The organism is Methanothrix harundinacea 6Ac, from assembly GCF_000235565.1.
Classification (GTDB): Archaea; Halobacteriota; Methanosarcinia; order Methanotrichales; family Methanotrichaceae; genus Methanocrinis; species Methanocrinis harundinaceus.
The window spans coordinates 2,317,585-2,341,234 of record NC_017527.1; the positions used below are offsets into that span (position 1 = coordinate 2,317,585).

A 23,650-nucleotide genomic window follows, 5' to 3' on the forward strand; every position below is an offset into this window, starting at 1 on the left:
GCCCATACCTCTCAATTTTTATATAGGGTCGAGAGTCTCAGGGTCAAAGAGCGGTCAGACCTGCGGAAGGATTTGAAGATACCTTAAAAGGGGGATATTATGCCCTATTTAGGCGATTACATCGGCCATTTGTTATCAGAGGTTACCAACGCCAGGGTCCAGGCGGACCTGGAGTCGGTGAGGATCGCCGAGATTTATGCGAGCCACCCGCTCCTCCGGAATATGCCCGTCCCTCACTTCAGGCTGCCGAAGGTCGATCTCGACGTTCCGGTAGCGATAAGCGATATGAAGTCTGCGGAGGATCCGGAGGCGACCGGCCGGGTCCTCACCAACATCCGCGAAAGCTTCCCCCGGGTCTTAGCCATCCAGGCGAAGAAGGCCCAGATCGAGATGAAGGACGATGAAAAGATCCGGATCGAGAAAGAGCTCGACAGGAGGATCTTGGCTCTGAAGAAGGAGCCAGTGATATTGAAGGCCGATCTATTCTCGGCCGCGGAGAGGGTGGAGGCGGCCAAGCGGTTGAGCATAACGACCATCACCGACGATTTCATCTCCGCCGCGGCCAAGATCCTGGAGCCGAGGCTGAAGAAGGAGGCTGGGGGGGCAGAGAGGCTTCAGAAGCTGAAAACGGATCTCAAGAAGGCGGCGTTCATGGAGTTTTCCAAGTTTTTGCATGAGAACACCCGGCTCGATGTCTCCATGACCTCCTCGGAGCTGAAAGAGATTGGTCGCGAGTCCGACCCGGGGAGCATCATGGTCAAGATCCATCTCTCGATATCCGAAGAGGCCTTTGAATGGTCCGTCGTCGACTCTGAAGGAGAGGTCCGGGAGCTGTTGGTGCCAGAGTGAAGGCGGGATGAGATGCAGATCGCAAGCCTTGAAGAGATCGAGAGGATACTCCTCCGACTCCCAGAGATCGTTGACCGCCTGGATTCGAAGGACCCGAGATTCTCAGATCTGGTGAAGAGCTGGCTACAGGATCTGGAGAGGGCGTTCGCTGAGAACCGGCTCTTCCAAGCTGCAGAGGTGGCGGCCCTGAGGGCGATGGTCATCTCCGCCGAGAGGGGGGTGATCTGCCCAGGGATGGAATTTTCGGGCCCGAAGACGCCCCGCAAAGTCAGAGAGGCGGTAGCCGCCGATTCTTTGAAGAGGGCTGAGGGGATCGCCGCCGACGCCATCCGAGGAGATTCGGCGCGGATCGCCGAGGGGGAGAGGCTGGCCCGGCAGCTGGTAGCTATAGCGGAGCAGAAGGGGATCATTAAGAGGTTCTCCGCCGAAGAGGACCACACCACCATGTTGACCGGGATCTGGTCCGAGATCTCCCTGGATCCAGATCTGATGGCTGGAGCCACCGCCCTGAAGGGGCTGGTGGGATTTCGAGACGCCCTCATCCTCGTCGACAGGGCGCTTCCCCTTTGAATAGGTTGTAAGATTCCCGTCCTGATGATGGCGACCAGAAAAAGTATTTATCATCAGTCCGGCGAAATAGGGTGGCGAGGTGAAATGGTTTGCAGAAGAGTCTCCTTCTCCTCGGCCTGCTATTCTTCACCGCCGCCCTGGCCAGCGGCCAAACGTGCTACGAGCCCTCGCAGGAGTCCGAAGGCCTCGACGATCCCGTCGACGGCTCGGAGGGGATCAGCCTCTCCGACCTCGGCGAGCTCCTCCTATTCGAGAGCAGAGCTTACGGCTTCGCCGTCGCCTACCCCTCCGCCTGGACCGCCGAAGAGGCGGACCCCAACGACCTCGGGATCGTGGCGGGCTTCCTCCCCCCGGGGGAGAACCTGATCGACCCCGACAACTACGTCACCGTCCAGATCGAGGATCTCCCCGGGGGGACTAACCTTCCCGAGTACACCGAGGCGGTCCTGGCCAACCTGAGAAGCTCTTACGACGACTTCGAGGTTCTGGCCGAGGGGGAGATGAAGATCTCCGAGGAGCCGGCCACCGTCATCGGCTACGGGGCGACCGTTGAAGGGACGGCGTACCAGGTCCTCCTAGCCTACACCATAAAGGAGGATAGGGCATACGTCATAACTTACCGCGCTCTGGCGGAGAGGTACTCCGAGTTCGAGGACGACGCAAAACGGATGATCAACTCCTTCAGCCTGAGTTGAGGGACCATCGGGCCCCTCTCCCCCATTTTTTGTCGGCATTTTAATGAAGAAGGATCCGCTCCTGATTAAAAGCACCACGTCACCTTATCATCAGGTTTCCTAGCCCCACCAGGAAGAGGGCGAGCATCAGCCACCCCAGGATCCCCTCGAAGATCACCAGGTACCTGTACCTCCCGCGGGCCCGGTACTCGGCCGGCGCCTGGGCGATGAAGACGAGGGAGCTGAAGTAGATCGCCTCCCCGAGACCCGGGGGCTCCGGGCCCGCGGAGCCTGCGGCTGCGGCCGCCTCCATTGGCGAGGCCTCTTTTGCCCCGCCCGCGCTGGAGGGCTTTGACACACCCCCCTCCGGCTGGAGGAGGCCGCCGGTACGGCGGTCCGAAGGAGGGGCAAATCGCAGGCCGTCGATCATCCCCTCTGGGCCATGCTCGAGTACTCCGCAGCGTACTGGTTATTCGGGTCGAGGGCGAGGATGGCGTCAAACTCCCCCCTCGCCTCCGGGCGGCTCCCGTTCCAGTAGAGCTCAAAGCCCCTCTCGAAGTGCTGGGTCACCTCGCTCGGGGTGGTGTCGATGTTCAGCTCCGATATGAAGCTCTTGGCTACGTTTATCGGGATCAGGAAGTTGTATCCCTGAACGTCGAGCCATTCCCCAGAGACGAGGGTCCTGCCCGAGCCGAAGGTGGCGATCCCGATCACCTCGCCTTCAGCGTTGAAAGCAGGGCCTCCGCTGTTTCCGTGGTAGATGGCGGCGTCGGTCTGGAAGACCTCTGACTTGTCAGGCAGCCTCTTTTCAGCGCTTATGATCCCCGAGGTGACCGAGGGGACGTATTCGGTCTCCGGGGAGAGGAACGCGTTCTGCCAAGAGGTGGTAACCCCCGGATACCCGATCACCACGACCTTGTCGCCCACCTCGACGTCCTTTGAGTTCCCCAGGGTTGCCGTCGGCAGATCATTGGAGGTCTCGATCTTTATGATCGCCAGGTCCTTTCCAGACCTGTACTTGTAGTCGCCGTAGGAATACCACACCTCCTGGGGGCTGATCTTCCTGATCTCGGCGGGGTAGCCCACTGGCGACCGATCCAGGATGCTGGGGGCTCCGAAGTATACCATGATCTCCCGTTTGTAGTCGAGATCGTATTCCGCGAGGAACAAATTATATAGCCACTGAAGATCTTCCTCGGTAACAGGATATGGGTCCTTACCGTTGGCGATATAGGTCGGCGGGAACTCTCTCGCCGCCCACTCCAGGGCCTGGCGTGCGAACTCCGCCTTCAGCTCCTCTTCCGTCTCCTGGACGACGTGGGCGTTGGTGACGATGTAGCCGTCAGAGTTCACCACAAACCCTGACCCGGAATAGCCGACATAAAACTGGGGGATCTGTACCTCCAATTCGGACACCTCATCGTCTCCCTTAAAAAGAAAGACCGAATGTTTTCCGTCATCATTCAAGAGGTAACCGTTGTATTCTGTGGTTATCATCACCACGGATGGCCTTCCCAGATAGCTCACCCGATTTTCGACGGTGATCTCATCGCTTGCAAAGGCGGCGGATATTATCGACCCGACAAATAATATCGAATATACGACCTTCAACGAGACTTCGATTCTTTCGGACGCCATGATCGACCCTCTTATCCGAGAGAGACCTCCAAGGTCTTTAATTTTTCCGGCCGAAGATCAGGGCGCCAAGATTTCTATGGCTGAAGAGATCCCAGAGGTTACTGAGGTTACAAAATCCCGGAGCTTCGGCGGGATCTGGATCATAAAATTTATAAGTATCAAGAGGGTATTTTTATGTGAGGTATAATAGTTTGTCTCGTATAAAATTCATAATATACTGTGGGTCGCCCTTTTTTCTCTGATTTTGACGGTCGGCATCGGAGCTTCAGAAGATGCATATTCTGGCAGCACCTCGACGGCTGATGAAATGGCCAAAGATAACTCGGAAGGCGACATCAGCGCCCTCCGATCTGCGTTGGAAGAGGATGGGTTTATCGTACAGGAAGGGGTCTTGAGCTACTTCGACATCATCGGCCTGTATAATAAAGGCCTCATCCAGAGCTGCTTCGGGAATAACCCCGCCACTCCCTACGTGGCGTTCTGGTTGCCTGCGGGGCCGGGACAGACGGGAAGAAGCCTCCTCAAAACTCCTGGAGGGCTGGCGGTGGACTGGCACCTCCGACAGGACGAAGCGGTGGTTTACATCGGCAAAACCCCTCCGGAGTGCAGCTACTTCAGCTATCGAAGCTACGTATTTGACAAGTTCTATCCCAACGAGGGCGTATATAAGCGGATCTTCGGAGATCTCGGCGATGCGCTGAACCTGAGGACGATAAAGACGGAAGGGACGCCGGATGGCACCGACGGCGATCCGTTCGACGAGACCACCCTCATCATATCAACCGCCGACGGGGGCATCGATGAACGCGTAAGAGAGGCGGCTTTATTGGCGGGGTATTCTCCGTCCATCATGAACACCGACGTGATCCCCTCGTCCATATTGAATATGGGCCTTGAAAACCGGTCAGATACCTTCGCCTTCGTCATCCGGGTGAACTTCTTCAAAGACGAGGTTGCAGGCGAAGCGTACGTAAACGATCCTCCGGGCACCGTCCTTCGAATAACTCCCGCAGAGCCAGCAACGCTGGACCCCTACAAAGTGCCCGATCTGAGGGTCCGTGGCAGCGGGAACGCCAGCGAGCTGGATCTGACGCCGAACCTCAACGATCTGAGACGGGCCATCCTCGAAAGGTATGGCGACTTGGAGGCGACAGAGCTTGAAACCCATGTCTGGCTTTACAACCCACCCCAGGGATACGACGGCATCCAGAGAGGTGCGAACGTCTTCGGCCCCAATCGAGATACGTTCTATCTCAATTCCACCTCCTTCACCCTCGGCGACGATCCCGACGAGTTCCTGATAGTCTACGGCGTCAACCACGCGGCGACGGGGAAGGCCACCTATTCGAACTTCGCCCTCTACGGCGCGGACATCCTGAACGGCGTCGGCTGCGTCAACAACCAGGACCTTTCGGGCACCGCGAAAGAATACATGCCGGAGAACCCCGACGCAGATCTCCTATACGTCTGGAAGGTGGCTCGCAACTGCAGCGGAGATCCTCACTGCCTGGAGATACCGTGGGGCGTCAAGGCCTATGGGATCGAGCTTGATCAGCCGGCATATGTGGGGTTCAGAGGGTATCTGGAGCAGAATATGGCGGTGAGTTCCAGCTACGACGAGATCCTCTACGACTCGAGGAGTTTATACATGGCTGAAGTAGTTGTTATGGCGGTGAGTTCCAGCTACGACGAGATCCTCTATGACAGGGTGATCAAGTTCAGCCCGACAAAATAGGCACCTTATAAATGCCTTCTAAATGGCGGGGCGTTCAAAAGACGCCCTATCCCCATTCTTTCTAAACCAGGAGCTTCAGAGGTTCAAAGCCAGGGAGATGATTTTAGTCGCCGAGGCGACCCTTCTAAACCGGCTCCAAAAACGCCTTCTGGCTGGTGATGTTGACCTCGAAGATCCGGCCTTTTGCCTCTTTCGTCCTGCCCAGGATGTCCTCCATCAGGACCTTGTCACCTCTGGTGACGAGGACGACGACCCCCTCCATCAGGCTCTCCTTCTCGCCCTTCATGTAAACGGACAGCTCGCACATTTTTAATCCCCTCGAAAAATCCCGGTTGTTTTCTAAAATTTAAGTAGCAGGCGGACCCGGTGGGATTCGAACCCACGACCCCCGGGTTAGAAGCCCGGTGCTATATCCTGGCTAAGCCACGGGCCCGCTACTCCGTCGAAGTTCAGGCCGCCTCGGGGAGCTTCTGCCCCAGGGACGCCTTCAGCTGATCCTGGAGCTGAGTGAAGCGCTTCTGGATCCGCTCCTCCTGCTTTCCGAGGGTCTTGAGCCGGAGGTCGAGGACCTCCTTCTTCTCCTGGTACTCCTCGATAAGCTTCGTCCGATCGGCCTTGAAGAGCACCTCGCCGACGCTCTTATAAATAACAGCGCCCTCGGGGCTCGCCTCCAGCTCCTTGACCGCGGACTCCGTCTCCCTTATCATCATCTCTATCTGGCTCTTCTGGCCCAGCAGCGCCTGAGCCTGCTGCTGAAGCTGCTGAAGCTGTGCTATCTGGTTCTGTACCTGGGGTGGCAATTCGGTGCTCATACCTTCACCATCTTGATTGCTATATCGACCAGCCTGATCCACGTGTTCAGGGCAGCCCTGAGGGATACCAGGTCCTCGCTCTCCACCTTCAGGAGGACCGCCCCCTCCACCGCCTCGATCCGGACGTGGCTCCTCTGGATCTGATCCTCCGCCTCGGGGGCGAGGGCGGCGGCGACAGCCTCGGGATCCTCGACCTCGAAGGCGATCTCCGCGCTGCCCCTCATATCTCCAACCTGAGGATCAGATCCCCGTCGTCGACGAGATCGATCGTCCCGTCTTGGACCCGGACGAGCCGCCCCTCGGAGGCCGTGGGCGAGAGGTCGAGGCCGAAGAACTCCGCCACCTCGGCGGCGGCCTTCCCCGATCCGACCACCGCGGCCCTCTTCCTCGTCAGCCTCTTCGCCCCGCCCTCCTGGACGGCCGAGAAGCGGAGGATCCGCTCCTCCCCGCCCGACCTCCGGGCGAGGCCCGCGGGGCCTCCGGACCCTTCGACCACCACCATCCAGACCTCGTCGCCGTCCTCGAGGCCGCTCTTCCCCCGGGTCATGTACCGAGCGCCGAAATAGTTCGCTAGAACCCGGCCGAACCTCCTCGCCCGGGGCGAGGGCCTCCTGGAGGTGGTGAACCTCATCAGACCGCTTTCATCCTCTTGACGGTCGTCGGCCTCTCCTTCATGAGGATCCGATGGCCGCAGTAGGGACACCTGATGCCGCTGTACTCGTAGTCTACCTCCACGGTCTTCTTGCATCTGGTGCACCTGTAGGCCAACTTATTCAGCCTCCACAGCCCTCTTGACGGACCGGGCCACAGACTGGCCGACGGAGGTCACGGGTATGTAGGTTCCGCCGGCGAAGGTGTGGCCGCATTTGGTACACCTCCAGATCCCGGTCCCCTCTCTCCTCACCCGGATCCGGCCGCAGACGGGACAGTCGTACTTCCTCGTGCTCCGCTCCTCGATGTCCGCGACCAGCTTTCGGATCTTCCTTCCGTACCGAGGCCCAAACCTTCCGGCGGACCTGGTCTTCCTTCCCTTCTTGAACTTCTTGACCATGATTTATACTTCCAGAAACTTCTCCCGGATCTCCTTAGCCCGCTCACATGCTATATCAACGATGCGGTAGATCTTATCCTGGCTGAGGAATCCGGGGCCGCTCTTCTGCATCCCGCAGACCGATCCATCGGCGGTGGTGATCACCGTCAGCTTCGTGTCCGCCACCGACTCCTCGTCGGTGTCGGGATCAAAGATAATGGCGTCGCCGAACTCGACGGCCGTGGTGGCCACGGGGACGTCCCTCACCGGCAGCGGGTAGTCCTCCCCGAGGCCGTACTGGGCCGCGGGTACCGTCGCCGTCATCAGGGCGGCGATCGCGCCGAGGCTCGAGGCGTCCATCAGGTTTCCGCAGTCGTCGAGGACGTGGACGTCGATGAAGACTATCCAGACCTTCTCCCCCGGGGCGATGCAGAGGGAGGGGAGGTCTATCGCCCCCGACTCCCGGACGCCCCGATCGACGACCCGGGCGAGCTCGATCCCCACCTCGTTGGGGGGGCCGGGCTCGAAGTTCGGGGAGGCTAGAGGCACCAGCTCCGCGTTGGTGATGATAACCCCCTTGTTGGGGGTGTCCGCGAAGGGCTCCCCCGGCTGGATCTTGACCCCCACCAGAACCCGGGTCTTTCCGAGCCTGACGTCAGCGCTGCCGTCGGCCTTCCTGATCGTCCCCGTCTGGAGGGTGATCTCCCGGTACTCGTCGAAGGCCCTCCCGTCGGCCCTCTCCCCCTTTAAGACCAGGTGGTAGAGGTAGTCCTTCCGAATCTCCGCCATTACAACGTCGCTCATGCCTCTTCCTCCGCCTCGGCCGCCTCGCAGCTCTCCGGAGCGGCGATGGAGCTGTACCTATCGACGAGGACCCGCCTCTGGACCTCGTATATCTGCTGGCACCCCACCTTCGCCAGCTCCAGGGCCCGCCGGAACTCGTCCCTCGAGAGCCGCCCGTCCATCTGGAGGAGGGTGATCTCCCCCCCGGGGGTCATGGCTATGGGGACGTCCGCCTCCCCGAAGTTGTCCTCGGCCTTCATCGGATCGAGGACGATCTCGCCGTCGACCTTCCCGGCGGCGCAGGAGGATATCAGCCCCTTCATCGGGATCCCGGCGTCCGCCAGGGCGACGGAGGCCGCGTTGATCCCGGCGGTCCTGGTCCCGGCGTCCGCCTGGAGGACCTCGACGAAGATGTCCACCACGGACCGGGGGAAGTAGGAGGTGAGGATCACCGACGCCAGGGCCTCCCGGCTGACCTTCGATACCTCGTAGCTCCGCCGGTCGGGGCCGGGCCTCTTCCTCTCCTCGACGGAGAAGGAGGCCATGTTGTACCTGTACCGGACTATCGCCCGGGTGACCTCCTGGAGATGGCGGGGGTGGACCTCCCGGGGGCCGTAGACGGCCGCTATCACTTTGTTGTCCCCCATCTCGATGTAGCAAGAGCCGTCGGCCCTCTCCAGGACGCCCACCTCTATCTTGATGGGGCGGAGCTCGTCGGGCCGCCTCCCGTCGAGCCTCAATCCATCTTTGAAGAATGATAACTTCTCATCCATGCCGATCAACTTCTCGCCTCTTTCTCAGATCTCAGAAACTCCATTATCCTGTCGGTGAGCCCCGTAGTATGAGCCTCCTTCTCGATGATGAGGATCGTCTTCAGGGCAAGGTCCATGTCGTCGTCGTTGCCGTCGACCCAGATCCTGCCGTTCTGGCCGACGAAGAGGTTGCAGTTCAGCTCCTTCTTGAGCATATTTATCATGGAGCCTCCCTTGCCGATCAGCCTCGGGACCCTCGTCGGGCTTATCTCCGCCACCCTCCCCCTCGTCAGGATGCCGAGCCTCCTGTCGTTCATCGTCAGCTCGACCTTCATGGTGGAGTCGACGTCCTTGACCCTGGTCATCACGGAGCTTCCGATCCGGAGGTACTTGGACATCTCGTTCATCTCGATCTTCCTCGGCAGCTCGGATATGTGGAGGAGCCCCTCGTAAGGGGAGTTTATGTTGACGATCCAGTTGGAGAAGACTATGTCCTGGACGGTGCCTATCACCGTATCTCCCGGGGCGGGGACGTACTTTCCGGCGAGGGGTATCACCCGCACCTTATCCTTGTAGCTGCTGGCCATCCCGTAGAGGAGGGAGCGGACCTTCCCGTCCTTTACGTAGGTGCCCTCCCCCGACGCTTTGGGATCGTCCGATAGAAGGTCTCCGGGCACCACCACGTTGCGGTCGTTATTGTGATCCATTCCTAAATCCTCGATCAAATCGTCATCGTTTCAAGAGCTTCGTCTCCGCATCCCCTTTGGAGAGGCGGTTGACGAGGCCGTAAAACTCGTTCTGAAGGCCGGCGGGGAGCCGAACCACCCCGATCCACGAACCGTCGTTCTGCCACTGCTCCCTCTGGAGCTTTCCGAAGGAGGCGATCTCGCCGTAGGCCTTGGGGGCGTACGCCGGCGGGATCTTGACCGCCACGTCCACCTCCTCGAACCTTATCGGTATTATCGGCCTTATCGCCTTCATGGCGAGGTTGACCATCTCCTCCACCGACTTGGTGGGATCGACGTTGAAGTGGGCCTCTTCCATCGCCCTTTCGATCCGGGCGGGCGGATGAGGGGTCCCCGTCTGGGGGTTGATGGCGTTGGTGGCTATGACGTGGACGACCTGCCGCCGCTTGTTCTCGATGATCTTCTTCCTCTGATCAGCCGTCAGCTGGATCTCACCCTTCTTGAGGATCTTCGCGGCTATCGTCAGAACGTCCGTCGTCTCGAAGGCCCGGAGGAGATCCTCCTCGGAGCTCCTGTCGCCGCGGCCCGCGTTCTCGAAGACGTCCTCGGCGGCGAGGATCTTCTCCAGGTCCAGATCGTCCCCCTGACGATAGGCAAGAGCCCCCTCGGGGTCCACCAGGACCTCGAAGACCGTCCCGTGGGTCTTGAGCCTGGCCGTCACCGCCTCCTCCAGGGTGACCATCTTCACGCCTCGCCAGCACCCTCGCCGCCGATCTTGGCCTTCATCTCCGCCACCCGGGAGGCGACGTCATCCTCTTCGAGCTTACAGAAGAGCTTCTCGTGGAGCTTGATCACCCCGATCTCGGTGGTGGAGGCCTCGAACTTCCCCTCGGCGGCCTTGTAGAGCGCCTCCAGCCCCAGGAGGATCGCCTCGTCGCAGTTCATATCCTCCCGGTACTTCTCCTCGAAGATCTCCATGACGGCAGACCTTCCAGCGCCGATGCCGGTGGCCTTATACTCGAGGAGGGCGCCGGAGGGGTCGGTCTCGAAGAGCCGCACCCGGGCGTCGTCGGCGCCGACGATGAGGAGCGAAGTCCCGAAGGGGCGGACGCCCCCGTACTGGGTGTAGGTCTGCTTGAAGTCGCAGATCTTCTTGGCCAGGACCTCGACCCCTATGCTCTCGTCGTAGACGAGCCGGTTGATCTGGGACTCCACTCGGGCCCGGTCGATGAGGACCCGGGCGTCGGCGACGAGGCCGGAGGTAGCGGCCCCTATGTGCTGGTCGATCTGGAATATCTTCTCTATCGACTCGGGCTCCATCAGCCTGCTCGTGATCCTCTTGTCCACCAGGACCGCCACGCCGTCGACCGCCTTTATCCCCACGGCGGTGGTGCCTCTCCTAACGGCCTCGCGGGCGTACTCCACCTGAAACAGCCGCCCATCGGGGCTGAACACCGTTATAGCCCTATCATAACCCATCTGAGGTGCCATCTGCATCAATATCCTCTCCGCGTAAATCAAAAGAGGTCAGTCCCACGTATCGTGTGCCTGATCCTTCCGTCATCTTCGGGTCGTCTGGAGAGAGGTCGATCTCCCGACCACGAACTCGCACCACGGATCCAGAAACTGGACCTAAATCGACTCTTCTCTTATTTTCGTCGGGCTGTAAGATCGATTGCGGTATATACTTTTCTGTCGCCGCTTTTATCGAGCCCGAGATCCCCCTAACCCTGATCGCCGCCCTCATCCCCCCTACGGAGTTGACGGTGGCGAGGAGGGCCCGGCACTCCTCCGTCCTGGTATGAGTGGAGCGGAGGAGGCCGAACCGGCCGTCGAAGGAGATTACCCGGAGCCGGTTCTTCGCCGCCCCCAGATCTCCGAAGAGGGAGGTCTGGGCCGCCCTGATCTCGGCGACGAGGTCTCCACCCCTCACCCGCCCCTCCGCCTCCACCTCGAAGGCGATGTACCTCCTCCGGTCCCGGAGGACGGGAAGCCAGCTCCTCAAACCAGCTCCACCCCCACCGACGTCCACCTCCTCCGGTTGAGGGCGAGGATCGATTCCGGAAGGGAGAACGCCTCGGACGCCCTATCCCGATCGAGGCCGAGGAGGGCGGCCATGGCCGTCAGTTCCCGGGGGGACCGGAGGTCGAGATGGGACCGGCCCCCCGTCGTGATCATCAGGGGGATGTCGAACTTTCCGAAGAGGTCGAGGTCCCTTCTCACCGTCTCCATCCACCTGATCCGGGCCGGGCCCCGGAGGAGGATCATGGGGGAGAGGTCCAGGGCTATAGCCACCTGGTTCTCCTGGGCTGCCTTCGCCGCCGCCACTCCGATCCCGGCCCGGCCCTGGTGAGGGTGGGCGAGGAGGTCGACGTTCGGTTCCTCGCAGGCCGCCCGGTTGATCTTCTCATCCCCCCCGTGGACGGCGAGGAAGTCGACCCTCTCCCGGAGGGAGGCGGCCTTGGAGTGGAGGGACCTCTGGTCAGAGGCGACGATCTCGGCCCCGATGACGACCTCGATCCCGCCCACCCGCCTCGCCGCCTCTACCCCGATGGGCCGGCCGCAGGTGGTGGTGTGGTTTGTTATGATGATCCCGGCGTAGCCGAGCCTCTTCGCCGCCAGGGCGAGCCTGCTCGCCGAGGCCGAGCCTTCGGGGAGGGAGTGGAGGTTCGGCTCGAAGGGCCTCATAAGAGCTCTCCGGCTGCCAGAACCGCCTTCTCCCGCCGGGCGGGATAGGACTCAATATGGGCGGATACGGTGATCGAGTCCCCGGAGTCGGTGAGCCGGGCCACCCCTCGATAGGCGGCCTGCTTGTCCAGCCGGAAGTGGAGGCGGCATTCGTCGTCGACCCGGAGGTCCACCTCCCGGCGGAGGCGGGCGATCTCCCCCTCCGACAGGACCTCCCTCAGCCGGTCGAAGAACCGCAGCCCCTCCTTCTTCCGGAGGTCGATGGCGAGGATGATGATCTCGTTTCCGTGGTGGCCGACGACCCGGGTTCTGGTCAAGGACTCCGGGGGAACGAAGAGGGATAGGGCCTCTCTCACCTTCTCCTCGTCCTCGGTGGAGGCTACGAAGGCTCGAAAGGTCACCCTGTGAATCAAATCACTTTCCTCTGCCTTCGTTTGCCCTGATGCTGGGGCGGACCTTCTCGGCCCCGATCCCCTTCTTCCGCAGGCCCCTGCCCCGCTTTCCGGCGCTGGTCTTCCCCCGGTTAGCCCTGCCCCGGTGGCTTCCGCCGGAGATCCAGGCGAGGTCCGGGTCGGAGGCTATGGCCGGATGGTTCGGGTCGACGAGGATCACCTCGTACCACTTCTGCATCCCGTCTTCGCCCACCCAGTAGGAGTTCAATACCTCCATGTTGGGGTGCCTTCGGCCCGCCCGCTCCTCCGCGATCCTCTGGAGGCTCTTGCCTGCGGTGATCTTGTTTGCGCCCATGTGCTTGGACCTTCTTCCGCGGATGTACCTGGACTTCCTCCGGCCGCCGCGCCTCACCTTCACCCTGACGACGGTGATCCCCTGCTTCGCCTTGTAGCCGAGGGCCCGGGCCCTATCGAGCCTGGTGGGCCGGTCGATCTTCTGGACGGAGGCCTCCCGCCGCCACCCAATCAGCCTCTCCTGCCGCAGCTCGCCAACGTAGCTCTCGCTGGGGGTCTTCCACGCGTCGCGGATGTATGCATAAAAAGACTTCAATAGCTTCACCTCGATCCGGTTCGGCCACCTGGACCACATTCCGGACCGGACTTCCTATCGGCTTATAGGAGATAAACCTTTTCCGGCCGGGTCCTCGGAAAAACCCCCTCCCGCCGCGGAAGCCGTCTTCGGCCCGGCGGTCGGGATCGGCCGGGACCCCTAAAGGACCATCCGGGCCCGCCCCCGGCCGGGGGTCCTTTCAATCGTCGATCCGCTCCGATAAAAGCCAGCGGCGGGGCTCCCGATCCTCCTCCAGGGCGAAGGAGGCGAGGAGCCTCCCCTTCACCTTCACCCGGGTGTAGACGAGCTTTTCGCCGTTCTTGGTATCGAGGACGGCCAGGAGCCGGTCCATCTCGCCGTCGGAGAGCTCGATCAGCCCCTCCCTCCCGGTGAGCCAGTTGAAGACCCTCACCTCGTTTATTTCCCGGACCCGCTTGAGGGTGGAGAGGTCGGTCCCGGCGTCGATCCGGACGCTCCTCCCCTCCTCCGGAGACCAGCCGATCCTCTTCTTCTCCGAGGCGATGAAGGAGATGGGGACCCGCTCCCCCTCCAGGGGCTTGGGGTAGAGGCCGGAAAGCCTCTTCTCCGCCCCCTCCTCCAAGGCGGCAGAGTCCCGCTCCTCCGCCCCGGAAGGCCTCCTGGGGAGGCGAACCTCCCCCCCCGCTCCGTCTTCCATCGTCCTCTCACCAGCCGTCAAAGATCTCCGATCCAGCCCCCGGACCGATCGGGGGCGCCTCCCCTGGGGGTCAGGTCCTCGCCTCGTACTCGATCCTCTGCCGGAGGATGCAGCCCCCACCCCGGAGCCCCCCCATGGGGTGCCTGGGGGTCCCCATGGAGTTCATGCACCTCGCCATAACCGCCGCCCCCCGGGCGAGGCCGTCGTCGACGAAGACGATGTTCTTCTCGGGCTGGTCGTAGAGGCCGAGGGTCCCGATCTCCTCCAGGATCAGCTCCGGCTTGTTCCCGCTGATGCCGGCGCGGCCGGTGACCCCTATCGCCGTATCCCTGGTGACGAGGCCGGCATCGACGGCCACCTTCACCAGCCGCCGGGCGGTGATGGCGGCGGCGACGTCGATCGCCGCAAAGAGGGTCTTCAGCCCCTTCTCCTGGTGGATCTTCCTCCCCAGCTGGGAGAGGCGGTTGAGCTCGCTTCCGTTCTCGCCGACGTCGCAGCCTATCAGGACGACCCCGATCTTCTCCGCGGCGGCGGGGTCGACGGGGACGGAGCCGTACCTGGACCTCCCGACGGGAACCCGCTCTATCCTGATATGCTCGTCGATCACCCTCGCGTAGTCCCGGGCGGTCCTATCGACCTTCACCTTCTTTCCGCTGAAGAGGTCGAGGGTCGTCCCCGTCTGGGGGTCGACGAGCCCCGTCCCCTGGATGAGGGCGTCGGGGATCGCCCCCGCCAGGCCGCAGAAGTTGCCGATGGTGTTCGAGTAAGGCATCTCTGCCGAGGTGATCCTCCCGTCGAGGGTCGTCCCGAAGTCGAGGGATAGGCACGGGTTTCGGAAGTCGACGTCGGTCCACTTCGACCCCTCCTTTATCCCGGCGGTGGCCAGCTCCCCCTCCATCTCGTTGGCGACGATCTCGACCCCGGTCGACCCCTTCGGCGGAAAGACCGAGGCGACGGGGCCGTTGAAGACGATCTTCTCCATCAGGCTGTAGGGCCGGAACCGATCGGGGATGTTCTGGATCGACATCGCCGGGGTCATCAGCCTCGGGGGGACCCCGGCGATGAGGCAGCCGTCGGCGAGGGCCTGGATGAAGGTTCCCACCTCGTCCGGCGACGAGAAGCCGGCGACGACCCCCGTCGACCGGACGACGAAGTTCAGGTCGTCCTTGATGGAGAGCCTCGCCGTGGCGTGGCTTTCGAGGAGGGTGTCCCGGACGAGCTCCGAGACCGACTCCCGGGTGAGGGGGGTGCCGCAGAGGGTGTGGGCGAAGACCTCCTCCCCGGGCCTCGGCTTTCGCACGTCCCGGGTCATCTTCACCGTCTTGTTGACGATCCGGGTCTGGCCGTTCTTCATGTTGGTGGCGGTGAGGATGCATTTGGTGGTGCTGTTTCCCACCTCCACAGAGGCGACGATGTAGTAGGGGTCCTTCTTCAGCTCCAGGATGTCCACCGGGGGGCTCTCGGCGATCCTGGGCTTGGGCTTCGATCTGAGGAGACGGGAGATGCTCATAGGTCTCGGGACGAACTTTCAGACCATAAACTCTTCGGGCCCCGCCGCAGAATGGTTCCCCCCGTGGATCCGAAAGTTTGATCCCTTTTGGAAAAGAACCCACCAACGTGTATTCAGCAGCGGTGGTGGGCGCGGGTCCCGCCGGAAGCACCGCGGCCCGCTTTCTATCGGAGATGGGCCACAAGGTCCTCCTCATCGACCGCAAAGAGGTGGTGGGGGTCCCCAAGCAGTGCGCCGAGGGGCTCTTTGCCGCCTGCCTCCCGGAGTTTGAGACCGCCGTCGGCGACTTCATCACCGGCAAGGTCCCCTACCTGGAGGTGGTATTCCCGAACCGTGCGAGCTACAGGGTGAGAGGGGAGGTGTTGATGCTCGATCGGCCCCGCTTCGACCAGCATCTCCTGAGGCTGGCAGAGGGTGCAGGCGCTGAAGTCGCCCTGGAGAGGAAGGTCGAGGAGATCGACCCCGAATCCGGCGTCCTCCGCCTCCGGGGGGGCGAGACGATCAGGGCAGAGGCGATCGTGGGGGCCGACGGCCCCGCCTCCAGAGTCGCAAAGTCGATTGGAGCCAGAAACCGGCTCCTCCCCGCAGCCCAGGTGGAGATGACCTGGCCCGAAGACGACGCCATATACGCCATCATCGACCGCGACCTCCCCTCCGAGCCCTACTCCTGCTGGATCTTCCCCAAAAATGAGCGCGGCACCGCCAACGTCGGCTGCTTCGGGACGGTCCCGACCCTGGAGGCTTTCATATCGAAGTACAGAATCGAGGGCGAAATCGTGGAGAAGAACGGCGGCGCCATACCCCTGGGCGTCGCCGAACGGCTCCAGCGGGGGAGGGCCGTCCTCATCGGGGACGCCGGGGGGCTCACCAACCCCTTCACCGGCGGCGGCCTCTACCCGGCGGCCCGGTCCGCCCGGATCGCCGCCGAGGCGATCGACCGCTTCCTCCGGGGCGAGACGAGGACGATCGAGTACGAGCCGCGAATGAGGAGGGACTTCGTCGCCTCCGACCTCCATCTGAAGGCGAGGAACGCCCTCGCGGCCCTCTCCAACGACGAGCTCTGCCGCCTCGGGACCGCCATGGACGGCCTGGTCTTTCCCGGCCTCAAGCTCACCGCCAGCCCCAGGCTCGTCTTTCGAGGCCTTCGCCATCCGGGGATCGCAAAGCCGAAGTACGCGCCTCTTCTGAAGCTTCTGGTCAGATACTGCCTGGCGGGGAAGGTATGGTGAGGGCGATGGGCTGTTGAGAGGGATTCGACTCCGGGCTGAAGAGGAGATCTTCTTGAGGCACCATCTTCCCGGCGGGATGGGCCGGGGGGGGTAAATTAGAGTTTTCTTCTTAGGGGTAGATCTGCCCGCGGATCGAAAGGCGAGCCGGGGTAAATCTCAGCCCTCCCACCTCCGGGATTGAGGGTGACCCCGGAAGAATATCCTTTTACGCACCGAAGTCTCCACCCCTGAGATAGGAGAGATCCCCATGGCCCAAAAATACCTCCTGCTCCTGGCCTTGATCCTCGTCCAGGCCTGCGGCCCCGGCCAGGCGAACCTGACCGTGTCCCATCAGGTCTCCCCCTGCCAGATCTGGCCGGCGACCTCGGGGAGGGAGCCCTCCATCGGGACGGTGACCCTGACGGTGGCGGGGGAGGGGCAAAACAGTACCGTGCCGATAGACGTCGTCCTCGCCATCGACAGCTCCGCCAGCATGACGGAGACCGACCCCACCAAGATGAGGCTCGACGCCGCGAGGAGCTTCGTCGTGAGGATGGACCCCGCCCGGGACAGGGTCGGAATCGTCAGCTTCGACGACGACGTCGACTTCTCCCTCCCCCCGACGGGGGAGTTTGCCCGGGTCCTGGAGGCGATAGGGGGGGTGGACAGCGACGGAAGAACAAACCTGGACCGGGGGCTAGCGGAGGCGATAGACCTGCTGGCCGCCAATTCGACCGGGTCCGACGAGCGGGCCCGGTTTCTGGTCCTCCTCTCCGATGGCGACGGGGACTACACCCCCTCCGGGAGGAGCGGCTCCCAGGCGGATCGGGCGAAGGGTGAGGGGGTCGTCATCTACACCATCGGCCTCGCCCTCGGCGACCCCGCGAAGAGGAGCCTCGAGGAGATGGCCGGAGCGACCGGAGGGAAGCACTTTGACGCCTGCAACGCCTCCGCCCTCGAGGCGATCTACGTGGCGATCGGGGAGGAGGTGAAGAACCTCGCGGGGAGGGAGGTGACCGTCAGGTACACCCTCCCCGGGGAGCTCTCGGCGGCCGGCTTCACCGTCCCCCCCGCCGCCGACTCCACCTCCGACGCCCCCGGCTCTGAGGGGAGGGTCCTGGTCTGGGAGGCCGGCGACCTCTCGGCCGGGGAGGCGTGGTCGACCTCCTTTGCCGTCTCCTCGGAGGCCCCGGGGGTCTTCGAGCTCGGCAAAGCCGGCTCGATAGTCGAATACCAGAGGCGGAGCGGGTTCGTCGAGATCCTGAAGATCGAGGGGGCGCTCCTGGACGTCGCCGAGATCCGGTCCGGCGCCTCCACCTCCCTCGAGATCCCCTTCAACTTCAGCTCTGCAAAGGAGATCGTGGGGGCCGTCCACGAGGTGGAGGAGGAGGACGAGACCACCATCCTCTGGAGGTTCTCCGGCTGCAACTCGGGTTGCGGGAGGGACTGGGCCTTCCTCTCCGACGACGGCAGGATCGTCGTCGGAAGCCTCCGCCCCTTCACCCTCGCTACCAAGGACTCCCTGGTGGAAGACCTCCACCAGGTGATGGAGATCATAGCCGCGGCGGGGGCGAACGTCTCCGAATACAACAGGTCTGCGGCCGAGAACGCCGCCGAGTTCTACGCGCCGGAGCGGGGGGTCTACCACCAGATAAGCTACTCCTTCGGCGCCGACTTCGACCTGGTCCTCGTCGTCCCCAACTCCACCCTGCGGGAGGCCCGCCTCTCGGTCACCGGCCAGGAGATGGACCGGTTCGGAGGGGTCGCCGACCAGGAGTACTATATAGACGGCAACTACGTGACAGGCTGCGAGCACCACGCTTTTCCCTGGAACGGGTACTGCACCGCCGAGGCGGCCGATATCACGGGGATCGTCCCCCCCGGCGACCACCTCATCTCCGGAAGGAAGGTCACCGACCCCCACACCATCATCCTCGAGGCGATCACCGCCGAGGAGCCCGAGAAGGAGTTCTTCCTCTACAGCAGAGACTATCGGTCGGTCTGGATCCCGGCGAAGACCAACGCCCTCCGGACTCCGGCGGAGATGATCTGGGCATCTTCAGAGACGAGGGGTTGACAGGGCCCCGTCCCGAGCCCTTCAGCCCTCCCGGTTGGCGACCTCGAAGCCGAAGGACTCCTTCAGGACCTGGGGGTTGAGCCTCCCCGCCACCAGGGTCCGCCTCGAACGAAGGTCGTTGACGACGACCTTGGCGGGAGCGAAGACGTGGTGGTCGACCTTGAAGAAGTCAAAGCCGCACTCCTTGAAGGTCTTGTAGAAGGGGGCGCCGTAGTCTCTCGAGGTGTCAGAGGGGATCGCCTTCACGTAGCCGAGGAGCTCGTCGAAGGGCTCGTACTCGACGGTGTAGTAGGTCTCGCCGCCGTAGATGATGGCGTCGTTGGAGGCGCCCATGCACCTCGTCGCCTTCCCGACGACCGGAGCGATCGGGGCCCTCCCCCAGCCGTTCCTTATCGTCCTGACGTCGAAGCCCAGGGTGAAGAGCTTGTGCAGGCCGGTCTCGACGACCCGGGCCGAGACCTGGACCAGCCCCGCCACCGAGTCGGTGGGGGCGACGGCGAGGCGGAGGTCGGCGGGGTCGATCCCGCAGGCCTCGGCGATCTTGTCGGCGGCCGCCTCGTCGGGGAGGGTGTCCGACTCCAGGAAGAGGACGCCGACGTCGGAGTACTCCTCGAACTCCAGGGCGTCGTAGAGCTCCTTCGTCTTCCTCGCCAGGATCCGAGCTGGGCCGGACCCCATGGCGAAGTAATTGCCAGCCTTCACCTGCCACATGGCGCACTGGGAGGCCATGCAGGAGATGGCGGGGTGGTCGGTCGCCACCTGGACCCCTGGGATGGTGATCCCGTCGATCTCGATGGGGGTCGGCTGGATGTCGGCTAGGTCGGCCATGCAGAGCCTGGCAAGGTAGATCCCGGCCCCGAGCCCTCCCTTCGCCTCCACCCCGGCGTCGGCGACGACCGTACCGTTATCCAGCTCCACCACCCCCACCCGGAGCTCATCGGCGTAGTCCAGCATCTCCTCGAAGACCTCTAACCCAAGCTCGTTCAGCGGCTGCAGAGTTCTCACCTGGAAGATGAAGAGGCTGGAGCCGATTTAAATTTGCCGATGCCAAACCTTTTCATCGGGGCGGCCAAATCCCGGCCATGTTCGAAGCGGATGAGGAGTCGGTGATCCTGGAGATCGTCTGCGGGATCCTGGGCGTATCCCCCGAAGATATGATGGAGATCGGCGAGAGGGCGAAGAGGATCATAACCTTCGACCCCGACCTCGAGGAGGAGGGAGAGGCGATGGGTAGGGTCAGGGAGGCGGTGAGGGATATGTCGTCGGAGGAGGCGGTGGTGGCGGGGGTCTTCATATCAGGCCTCCTCCGGTGCAGCCTAAGAGAACAGTACCTCCGGGCCTCGGCCGAATACGGCGTCGAGGAGGCGGATGGCGGACCGGAGGAGAAGAGAGAGGAATAATATAACAGAAAGAAGGGCGGATCGGAGCGAGGCTCTCCAGTGGAGGGCTTCAGCCCACGGCCCGCACCGCCGGTCCGGCGAGGGACCAGGGGAGCCTCTTCCTCTCCGGCCTGGGTGACCTGTCCCTCGTCCTGTCCCCATCCCCGACGGGGTCAGCCCTGGCGGGGAGGGCGGGATCCTCCGGGGATGAGGCGATAGGTCCCGAGCAGGGCCCTCCTGGGGCCCCCCCTTCCATCGACGGCATCATCTCAGCTCCGCAGCCGCCGCCACAGCCTCCGCCGCAGCTGCCATCGCCACAGCCGTCGCCTCCGCATCCGCAACCCCCATCTTCGGGGTCTCCGCCAGCCGGGGCATCGGAGTCGTAGTCGCTGCCGTCGCCGACCTTCTCATAGCTGGCCTTCTTCAGGTCCATCCTCACCGGGAGGTCTCCGGCGAGGACCGGCTCCCTCAGGTCGGCGAGGAGGAGCTCCAGGGTCACCAATCCCAGTCTTGCCATTTTGTCGTACATCTCCTGGATCGTCTTCGACGATCGCCTATTTTGAATAAGGCGGTTAAAGTGAACTTACTATATATAGGTTACTAAGGCCATATTAGATGGACAGATCTGACCAGCCAGAATGAAGGTGGAGCCATCCGAACGCCCCAGGGTGAGGAGCCTGAGGATGGAGGATCTGACCCCCTCCAGGGGTATGGGGGGGGCCTGAGGGGGGCCCCTCATCTCCGTCATCCAAAGCCGGATAACAAAGCGCCGGGGATAGGCTTGGAGCGCCGGCGGGCTTGATTGTAGGGATAGAGCCACCGATTGGTGGAGGCGGGGGAAATCCGGGGGGGAATCGATCCCGCCTCGGCTCCGGGCCGGATGCAGTAGCACCCCCGGAGGATGAGGTGGCGATAGAGCTTCAGATGGCGCGAGGGCGGCCCAGACCCCATCCTCCCCGATCCCGCCTATCACCTCACCACGAGGACGGGGACCGTCGCCCGGTAGAGGACGTTCTTTACTACGCTCCCGATGATGAACTTGGTGACGCCGCTCTGACCGTGGCCGCCCATGACGATCATATCGACCCCCTTCTCCTTGGCGAGCTCGATGATGGAGTTGGCGGGCACCCCGAAGGTGACAACCGTCTCGACGGGGACTCCGGCCTCCTCGGCGATCCTCCTGAGATCGCTCACCGCCTCCTCCCCGCCTGCCTGGAGCTTCCTCTCCAGATCCTCCTTGTCGGCGCCAAAGAGCCTCACGGCATTGGCCACAGCCAGCTCGTCGACTACGTAAACCCCGAGGACCTCCGCCCCCGTCGCCTTCGCCAGGTCTACCCCCTTCTTAACCGCGACCATCGCCGCGGCGGAGCCGTCCGTTGCCACCAGAATCCTATCGTTCATTTATATCACACCTCTCAAATATCTCCACTACCATCTGCACTTTTGATTTATGGATTATTGATATAAATACGCTACTTCCGGATTCGCCCCATTCCAGACCCGTCGTTAAGGAGACGATCTCGACAGGACGAAGACCGGCGTTGATGCAGCGGTGGCGCCTTCCCCCCACCACCATCCCGATGGCTCCGACCTCGGAGAGCCTTGGAGGATTTGGCGATCCTTCCGGGTTTTGAGGTAAACCTGGGATGAAAACGCAAGGGTCCGGGGCCTGGGGATGGCGTCGCCGGAGGTCCAGGGGCTGTAAAGGCGACGGGGGCCCCAGGCGGCCGGATCTCCGGGACGGGGGAGATGGGATAAGATAATACGCCATCATGCCCAGTAGCGACCCAAGAGGTGGCAGATCTTGCGAAAACTGGATGGCGTCGTCCAGGAGCTGGAGGCTCGGGGGCTGAAGTTTCGGCTCTCGACCTCTCTTCGGATCGGGTACGTCGCCGACGTATTATTTAAAAAGGAACGGGTGATCGTCCTAGACACCCGGAACGCCGACCCCTTCGCCGTCCGGAAGCTCGCGGCTGCGGGGTATAAGGTCTTCGTGATCCCCGAGGGGAAGCTGACCGACGACCAGATCAGGGGCTTCTGCGACGAGGTGGAGAAGGGGCTCGGGAGATAGGGGGGAGGATGGCGGAGGATGGAGAGGAGGAGACGGTGGGCGGATCGCGCCGGGGACGGGGCCGGGGCTCCACCGGCCGCGACGCCGAAAGATTTTAGATGCTAAAAGGCTCTGGCGGTGGCGTGATCCTATGAAACAGACGGGGATATTTGTATTAATCCTGGGGATCGCCATCCTCGCCCCAGGGAGTGCCGAGAGCGATCTCTGGAGAATCAATTCGCCGATGGGGTTCACATCCGGCCCCGAGCTGAACATGAACTACTTTAAGATCTGGACGATCAACTCTTCGACGCAGATCGATCCAGCCCTCGGCCCCGGAGGTGACGAGGTGGTCAACCTCCCCATCAGGACCGAGAGGAGGATCAACATCACCCAGGGGACTGACGCGGGGATCCACCTGGCCACGGGAGCGGACGGGGGGATCAACAGAACCGGCTTCATCTGTAACATCGTATAGGCCGAAAAAATATATTTAATTTTTTTATGAGCTTCTGGCGGCGAAGACCATCCCGGCGGCCGTAACTGCCGGACGACGAGATCTCCAGCTGCCCCCTCGACCTTTATCCGTCCCGGCAGCCCTCCCGCCAGGCGCGAAAGCGCCGGGCGGCGCAGGCATTCATGAGGCCAGAAGGAGGAGGCGCGCCGGAGCGCAGGCGACCGGCGGCGGGGGTGGCGGTCCGGGGCCGCCTGTCTGGCGGGCGAATCATCGGGCGGCGGTGCGGGCGAGGAGACGGGAGGCGGCGGAGAGAGATGGAATGTCATCAAGGGCACCAGCTATTAAAATATAATCTAAAATATACTCCCGGCGGCGAAACCACCCGCCCGGCCGCTCCCGTCGGGCGACGCGAATCACCGGGCGGCCTCCTCCATGATGGCAATCCGCTCTGCTTACAATCCGTGCCAGGAGCGGAAGAGACCTAGCTCCGGGCGGCTGGAAGCCGAAAGATCGGAGAAAGTCTTTTACTTAAGGAGATTTATAACTTCGCTGACATGAAGACGAAAGAGCTGATCCTCCGGGAGATCGAGGTCTTTCCCGAGCCTTATCTCAAGGAGGTTCTAGATTTCGTCCGCTTCTTGAAGGAGAGATCCTCCGAAAGGGGGATCGAAGGGGCCATATTGAGCGAGCCGGTCCTCGCCGAGGAGTGGCTCGCCCCTGAGGAGGACGAAGCCTGGGACGATTTGTGAAGGGGGATGTGGTAGTGGTTCCGTTCCCATTCTCGAACCTGGCCGAGGCCAAGAGGCGTCCTGCCCTGTTGGTGGCGGAGCTCGAGGGGGACGACAGGATCCTATGTCAGATAACCAGCCGACACTTCAAGGACAGGTATGCCGTTGGGATAAATGATGCCGACTTCGAAGAGGGATCCCTCAAGAAGGATAGCAACGTCAGGCCCAACCGGCTCTTCACCGCCGACAGCAGGATAATTTTGTACCGCGCAGGGCACCTCAAAGCTGAGAGGGTTGGAGAGGTCGTCGAGAGGATAATTAATATATTGAATAGTTAGAATATATT

The 23,650-nt window shown here is 62.5% G+C and carries 34 protein-coding genes and 1 tRNA gene; 12 read left to right on the top strand and 23 right to left on the bottom strand.

Annotated features, from left to right (window positions below; translation table 11 throughout):
• The first annotated feature begins 129 nt into the window (after positions 1 to 129).
• From MHAR_RS10930 to MHAR_RS10940, 3 genes are all read left to right on the top strand, one after another.
• A complete protein-coding gene (locus MHAR_RS10930; RefSeq protein ID WP_048144639.1) occupies positions 130 to 849 on the top strand; it encodes a hypothetical protein in 720 nt (239 codons plus the stop codon).
• A gap of 12 nt (positions 850 to 861) precedes the next feature.
• On the top strand, positions 862 to 1,419 hold the full coding sequence (locus MHAR_RS10935; RefSeq protein WP_014587678.1) for a hypothetical protein: 558 nt from the start codon (positions 862 to 864) through the stop codon (positions 1,417 to 1,419).
• A gap of 89 nt (positions 1,420 to 1,508) precedes the next feature.
• Positions 1,509 to 2,114, top strand: coding sequence for a PsbP-related protein (locus tag MHAR_RS10940; RefSeq protein ID WP_014587679.1), 606 nt, complete (start codon positions 1,509 to 1,511; stop codon positions 2,112 to 2,114).
• 79 nt (positions 2,115 to 2,193) lie between these two features.
• Here MHAR_RS10940 and MHAR_RS13495 read toward each other — a convergent pair whose 3' ends face one another.
• Together MHAR_RS13495 and MHAR_RS10950 are read right to left on the bottom strand one after the other, a co-directional pair.
• Positions 2,194 to 2,523, bottom strand: a complete 330-nt coding sequence (locus MHAR_RS13495) for a hypothetical protein (RefSeq protein ID WP_143763407.1) — start codon at positions 2,521 to 2,523, stop codon at positions 2,194 to 2,196.
• Entirely contained in the window at positions 2,520 to 3,509 is a 990-nt protein-coding gene (locus tag MHAR_RS10950) for a S1C family serine protease (protein ID WP_187287821.1), read from the bottom strand. Before MHAR_RS10950 ends, MHAR_RS13495 begins: the two co-directional genes overlap by 4 nt.
• Before the next feature lie 124 nt (positions 3,510 to 3,633).
• Between MHAR_RS10950 and MHAR_RS13785 the strand changes: the two genes are divergently transcribed.
• Positions 3,634 to 3,918 carry a hypothetical protein gene (locus MHAR_RS13785; protein ID WP_187287822.1) on the top strand — a complete coding sequence of 95 codons (285 nt, stop codon included), beginning with the start codon at positions 3,634 to 3,636 and terminating at the stop codon, positions 3,916 to 3,918.
• A 57-nt stretch (positions 3,919 to 3,975) separates the two neighbouring features.
• Complete coding sequence (locus tag MHAR_RS10955) at positions 3,976 to 5,466, top strand: hypothetical protein (protein ID WP_014587682.1); 1,491 nt, start codon at positions 3,976 to 3,978, stop codon at positions 5,464 to 5,466.
• 124 nt (positions 5,467 to 5,590) lie between these two features.
• Here MHAR_RS10955 and MHAR_RS10960 read toward each other — a convergent pair whose 3' ends face one another.
• The 18 genes from MHAR_RS10960 to MHAR_RS11045 form a co-directional block, all read right to left on the bottom strand.
• A complete protein-coding gene (locus tag MHAR_RS10960) occupies positions 5,591 to 5,773 on the bottom strand; it encodes a CooT family nickel-binding protein (protein ID WP_048144641.1) in 183 nt (60 codons plus the stop codon).
• Positions 5,774 to 5,824: 51 nt separating this feature from the next.
• Positions 5,825 to 5,899: transfer RNA gene (locus MHAR_RS10965), tRNA-Arg, on the bottom strand.
• A gap of 16 nt (positions 5,900 to 5,915) precedes the next feature.
• Positions 5,916 to 6,278, bottom strand: a complete 363-nt coding sequence (locus MHAR_RS10970) for a prefoldin subunit beta (RefSeq protein ID WP_048144642.1) — start codon at positions 6,276 to 6,278, stop codon at positions 5,916 to 5,918.
• Complete coding sequence (locus tag MHAR_RS10975; protein WP_014587685.1) at positions 6,275 to 6,502, bottom strand: KEOPS complex subunit Pcc1; 228 nt, start codon at positions 6,500 to 6,502, stop codon at positions 6,275 to 6,277. Before MHAR_RS10975 ends, MHAR_RS10970 begins: the two co-directional genes overlap by 4 nt.
• Positions 6,499 to 6,909 (bottom strand): hypothetical protein, encoded by a 411-nt coding sequence (locus MHAR_RS10980; RefSeq protein WP_014587686.1) that lies wholly within the window; start codon positions 6,907 to 6,909, stop codon positions 6,499 to 6,501. The genes MHAR_RS10975 and MHAR_RS10980 overlap by 4 nt, the downstream gene beginning before the upstream one ends.
• Positions 6,909 to 7,046, bottom strand: coding sequence for a DNA-directed RNA polymerase subunit P (locus MHAR_RS10985; RefSeq protein ID WP_014587687.1), 138 nt, complete (start codon positions 7,044 to 7,046; stop codon positions 6,909 to 6,911). The genes MHAR_RS10980 and MHAR_RS10985 overlap by 1 nt, the downstream gene beginning before the upstream one ends.
• A gap of 1 nt (position 7,047) precedes the next feature.
• Entirely contained in the window at positions 7,048 to 7,329 is a 282-nt protein-coding gene (locus MHAR_RS10990) for a 50S ribosomal protein L37ae (protein WP_014587688.1), read from the bottom strand.
• A gap of 3 nt (positions 7,330 to 7,332) precedes the next feature.
• Positions 7,333 to 8,112 carry an exosome complex protein Rrp42 gene (gene rrp42 / locus MHAR_RS10995; protein ID WP_014587689.1) on the bottom strand — a complete coding sequence of 260 codons (780 nt, stop codon included), beginning with the start codon at positions 8,110 to 8,112 and terminating at the stop codon, positions 7,333 to 7,335.
• Entirely contained in the window at positions 8,109 to 8,864 is a 756-nt protein-coding gene (rrp41, locus tag MHAR_RS11000; RefSeq protein ID WP_014587690.1) for an exosome complex exonuclease Rrp41, read from the bottom strand. Before rrp41 ends, rrp42 begins: the two co-directional genes overlap by 4 nt.
• A 5-nt stretch (positions 8,865 to 8,869) precedes the next feature.
• Complete coding sequence (gene rrp4, locus MHAR_RS11005) at positions 8,870 to 9,550, bottom strand: exosome complex RNA-binding protein Rrp4 (protein WP_048144643.1); 681 nt, start codon at positions 9,548 to 9,550, stop codon at positions 8,870 to 8,872.
• Between the two features lie 22 nt (positions 9,551 to 9,572).
• Positions 9,573 to 10,271 carry a ribosome assembly factor SBDS gene (locus tag MHAR_RS11010; RefSeq protein WP_014587692.1) on the bottom strand — a complete coding sequence of 233 codons (699 nt, stop codon included), beginning with the start codon at positions 10,269 to 10,271 and terminating at the stop codon, positions 9,573 to 9,575.
• A gap of 2 nt (positions 10,272 to 10,273) precedes the next feature.
• Entirely contained in the window at positions 10,274 to 11,026 is a 753-nt protein-coding gene (gene psmA / locus MHAR_RS11015) for an archaeal proteasome endopeptidase complex subunit alpha (RefSeq protein ID WP_014587693.1), read from the bottom strand.
• Complete coding sequence (locus MHAR_RS11020; RefSeq protein WP_014587694.1) at positions 10,998 to 11,534, bottom strand: Rpp14/Pop5 family protein; 537 nt, start codon at positions 11,532 to 11,534, stop codon at positions 10,998 to 11,000. The genes psmA and MHAR_RS11020 overlap by 29 nt, the downstream gene beginning before the upstream one ends.
• A complete protein-coding gene (locus MHAR_RS11025; protein ID WP_014587695.1) occupies positions 11,531 to 12,217 on the bottom strand; it encodes an RNase P subunit p30 family protein in 687 nt (228 codons plus the stop codon). Before MHAR_RS11025 ends, MHAR_RS11020 begins: the two co-directional genes overlap by 4 nt.
• Positions 12,214 to 12,630 carry an RNA-binding domain-containing protein gene (locus MHAR_RS11030; protein WP_014587696.1) on the bottom strand — a complete coding sequence of 139 codons (417 nt, stop codon included), beginning with the start codon at positions 12,628 to 12,630 and terminating at the stop codon, positions 12,214 to 12,216. Before MHAR_RS11030 ends, MHAR_RS11025 begins: the two co-directional genes overlap by 4 nt.
• A gap of 1 nt (position 12,631) precedes the next feature.
• Complete coding sequence (locus MHAR_RS11035; protein WP_014587697.1) at positions 12,632 to 13,258, bottom strand: 50S ribosomal protein L15e; 627 nt, start codon at positions 13,256 to 13,258, stop codon at positions 12,632 to 12,634.
• A gap of 160 nt (positions 13,259 to 13,418) precedes the next feature.
• Positions 13,419 to 13,895 (bottom strand): hypothetical protein, encoded by a 477-nt coding sequence (locus MHAR_RS12625; protein WP_014587698.1) that lies wholly within the window; start codon positions 13,893 to 13,895, stop codon positions 13,419 to 13,421.
• Positions 13,896 to 13,965: 70 nt separating this feature from the next.
• Complete coding sequence (locus MHAR_RS11045) at positions 13,966 to 15,405, bottom strand: methanogenesis marker 14 protein (protein ID WP_014587699.1); 1,440 nt, start codon at positions 15,403 to 15,405, stop codon at positions 13,966 to 13,968.
• A 107-nt stretch (positions 15,406 to 15,512) separates the two neighbouring features.
• On the opposite strand from MHAR_RS11045, the gene MHAR_RS11050 reads away from it, so the two are divergent.
• Positions 15,513 to 16,634 (top strand): geranylgeranyl reductase family protein, encoded by a 1,122-nt coding sequence (locus MHAR_RS11050; protein WP_014587700.1) that lies wholly within the window; start codon positions 15,513 to 15,515, stop codon positions 16,632 to 16,634.
• A 247-nt stretch (positions 16,635 to 16,881) separates the two neighbouring features.
• Positions 16,882 to 18,690 carry a vWA domain-containing protein gene (locus MHAR_RS11055; protein WP_014587701.1) on the top strand — a complete coding sequence of 603 codons (1,809 nt, stop codon included), beginning with the start codon at positions 16,882 to 16,884 and terminating at the stop codon, positions 18,688 to 18,690.
• A gap of 21 nt (positions 18,691 to 18,711) precedes the next feature.
• Here MHAR_RS11055 and mch read toward each other — a convergent pair whose 3' ends face one another.
• Complete coding sequence (mch, locus tag MHAR_RS11060) at positions 18,712 to 19,686, bottom strand: methenyltetrahydromethanopterin cyclohydrolase (RefSeq protein ID WP_143763553.1); 975 nt, start codon at positions 19,684 to 19,686, stop codon at positions 18,712 to 18,714.
• Positions 19,687 to 19,772: 86 nt separating this feature from the next.
• Here mch and MHAR_RS11065 point away from each other — a divergent pair, with 86 nt between their 5' ends.
• Entirely contained in the window at positions 19,773 to 20,090 is a 318-nt protein-coding gene (locus tag MHAR_RS11065) for a hypothetical protein (protein WP_014587703.1), read from the top strand.
• 49 nt (positions 20,091 to 20,139) lie between these two features.
• Here MHAR_RS11065 and MHAR_RS11070 read toward each other — a convergent pair whose 3' ends face one another.
• Both MHAR_RS11070 and MHAR_RS11075 read right to left on the bottom strand, forming a co-directional pair.
• On the bottom strand, positions 20,140 to 20,586 hold the full coding sequence (locus MHAR_RS11070) for a hypothetical protein (protein ID WP_143763408.1): 447 nt from the start codon (positions 20,584 to 20,586) through the stop codon (positions 20,140 to 20,142).
• Between the two features lie 452 nt (positions 20,587 to 21,038).
• Positions 21,039 to 21,470 carry a universal stress protein gene (locus MHAR_RS11075; protein WP_014587705.1) on the bottom strand — a complete coding sequence of 144 codons (432 nt, stop codon included), beginning with the start codon at positions 21,468 to 21,470 and terminating at the stop codon, positions 21,039 to 21,041.
• Positions 21,471 to 21,873: 403 nt separating this feature from the next.
• On the opposite strand from MHAR_RS11075, the gene MHAR_RS11080 reads away from it, so the two are divergent.
• From MHAR_RS11080 to MHAR_RS11095, 4 genes are all read left to right on the top strand, one after another.
• Positions 21,874 to 22,140 carry a hypothetical protein gene (locus tag MHAR_RS11080; RefSeq protein WP_014587706.1) on the top strand — a complete coding sequence of 89 codons (267 nt, stop codon included), beginning with the start codon at positions 21,874 to 21,876 and terminating at the stop codon, positions 22,138 to 22,140.
• A 223-nt stretch (positions 22,141 to 22,363) separates the two neighbouring features.
• On the top strand, positions 22,364 to 22,597 hold the full coding sequence (locus MHAR_RS11085; protein WP_048144646.1) for a hypothetical protein: 234 nt from the start codon (positions 22,364 to 22,366) through the stop codon (positions 22,595 to 22,597).
• A 533-nt stretch (positions 22,598 to 23,130) separates the two neighbouring features.
• Positions 23,131 to 23,325: a hypothetical protein gene (locus MHAR_RS11090; RefSeq protein ID WP_014587708.1), complete on the top strand. Its 195-nt coding sequence runs from the start codon at positions 23,131 to 23,133 to the stop codon at positions 23,323 to 23,325.
• On the top strand, positions 23,310 to 23,642 hold the full coding sequence (locus tag MHAR_RS11095) for a type II toxin-antitoxin system PemK/MazF family toxin (RefSeq protein WP_048144647.1): 333 nt from the start codon (positions 23,310 to 23,312) through the stop codon (positions 23,640 to 23,642). Before MHAR_RS11090 ends, MHAR_RS11095 begins: the two co-directional genes overlap by 16 nt.
• Positions 23,643 to 23,650 lie beyond the last annotated feature (8 nt).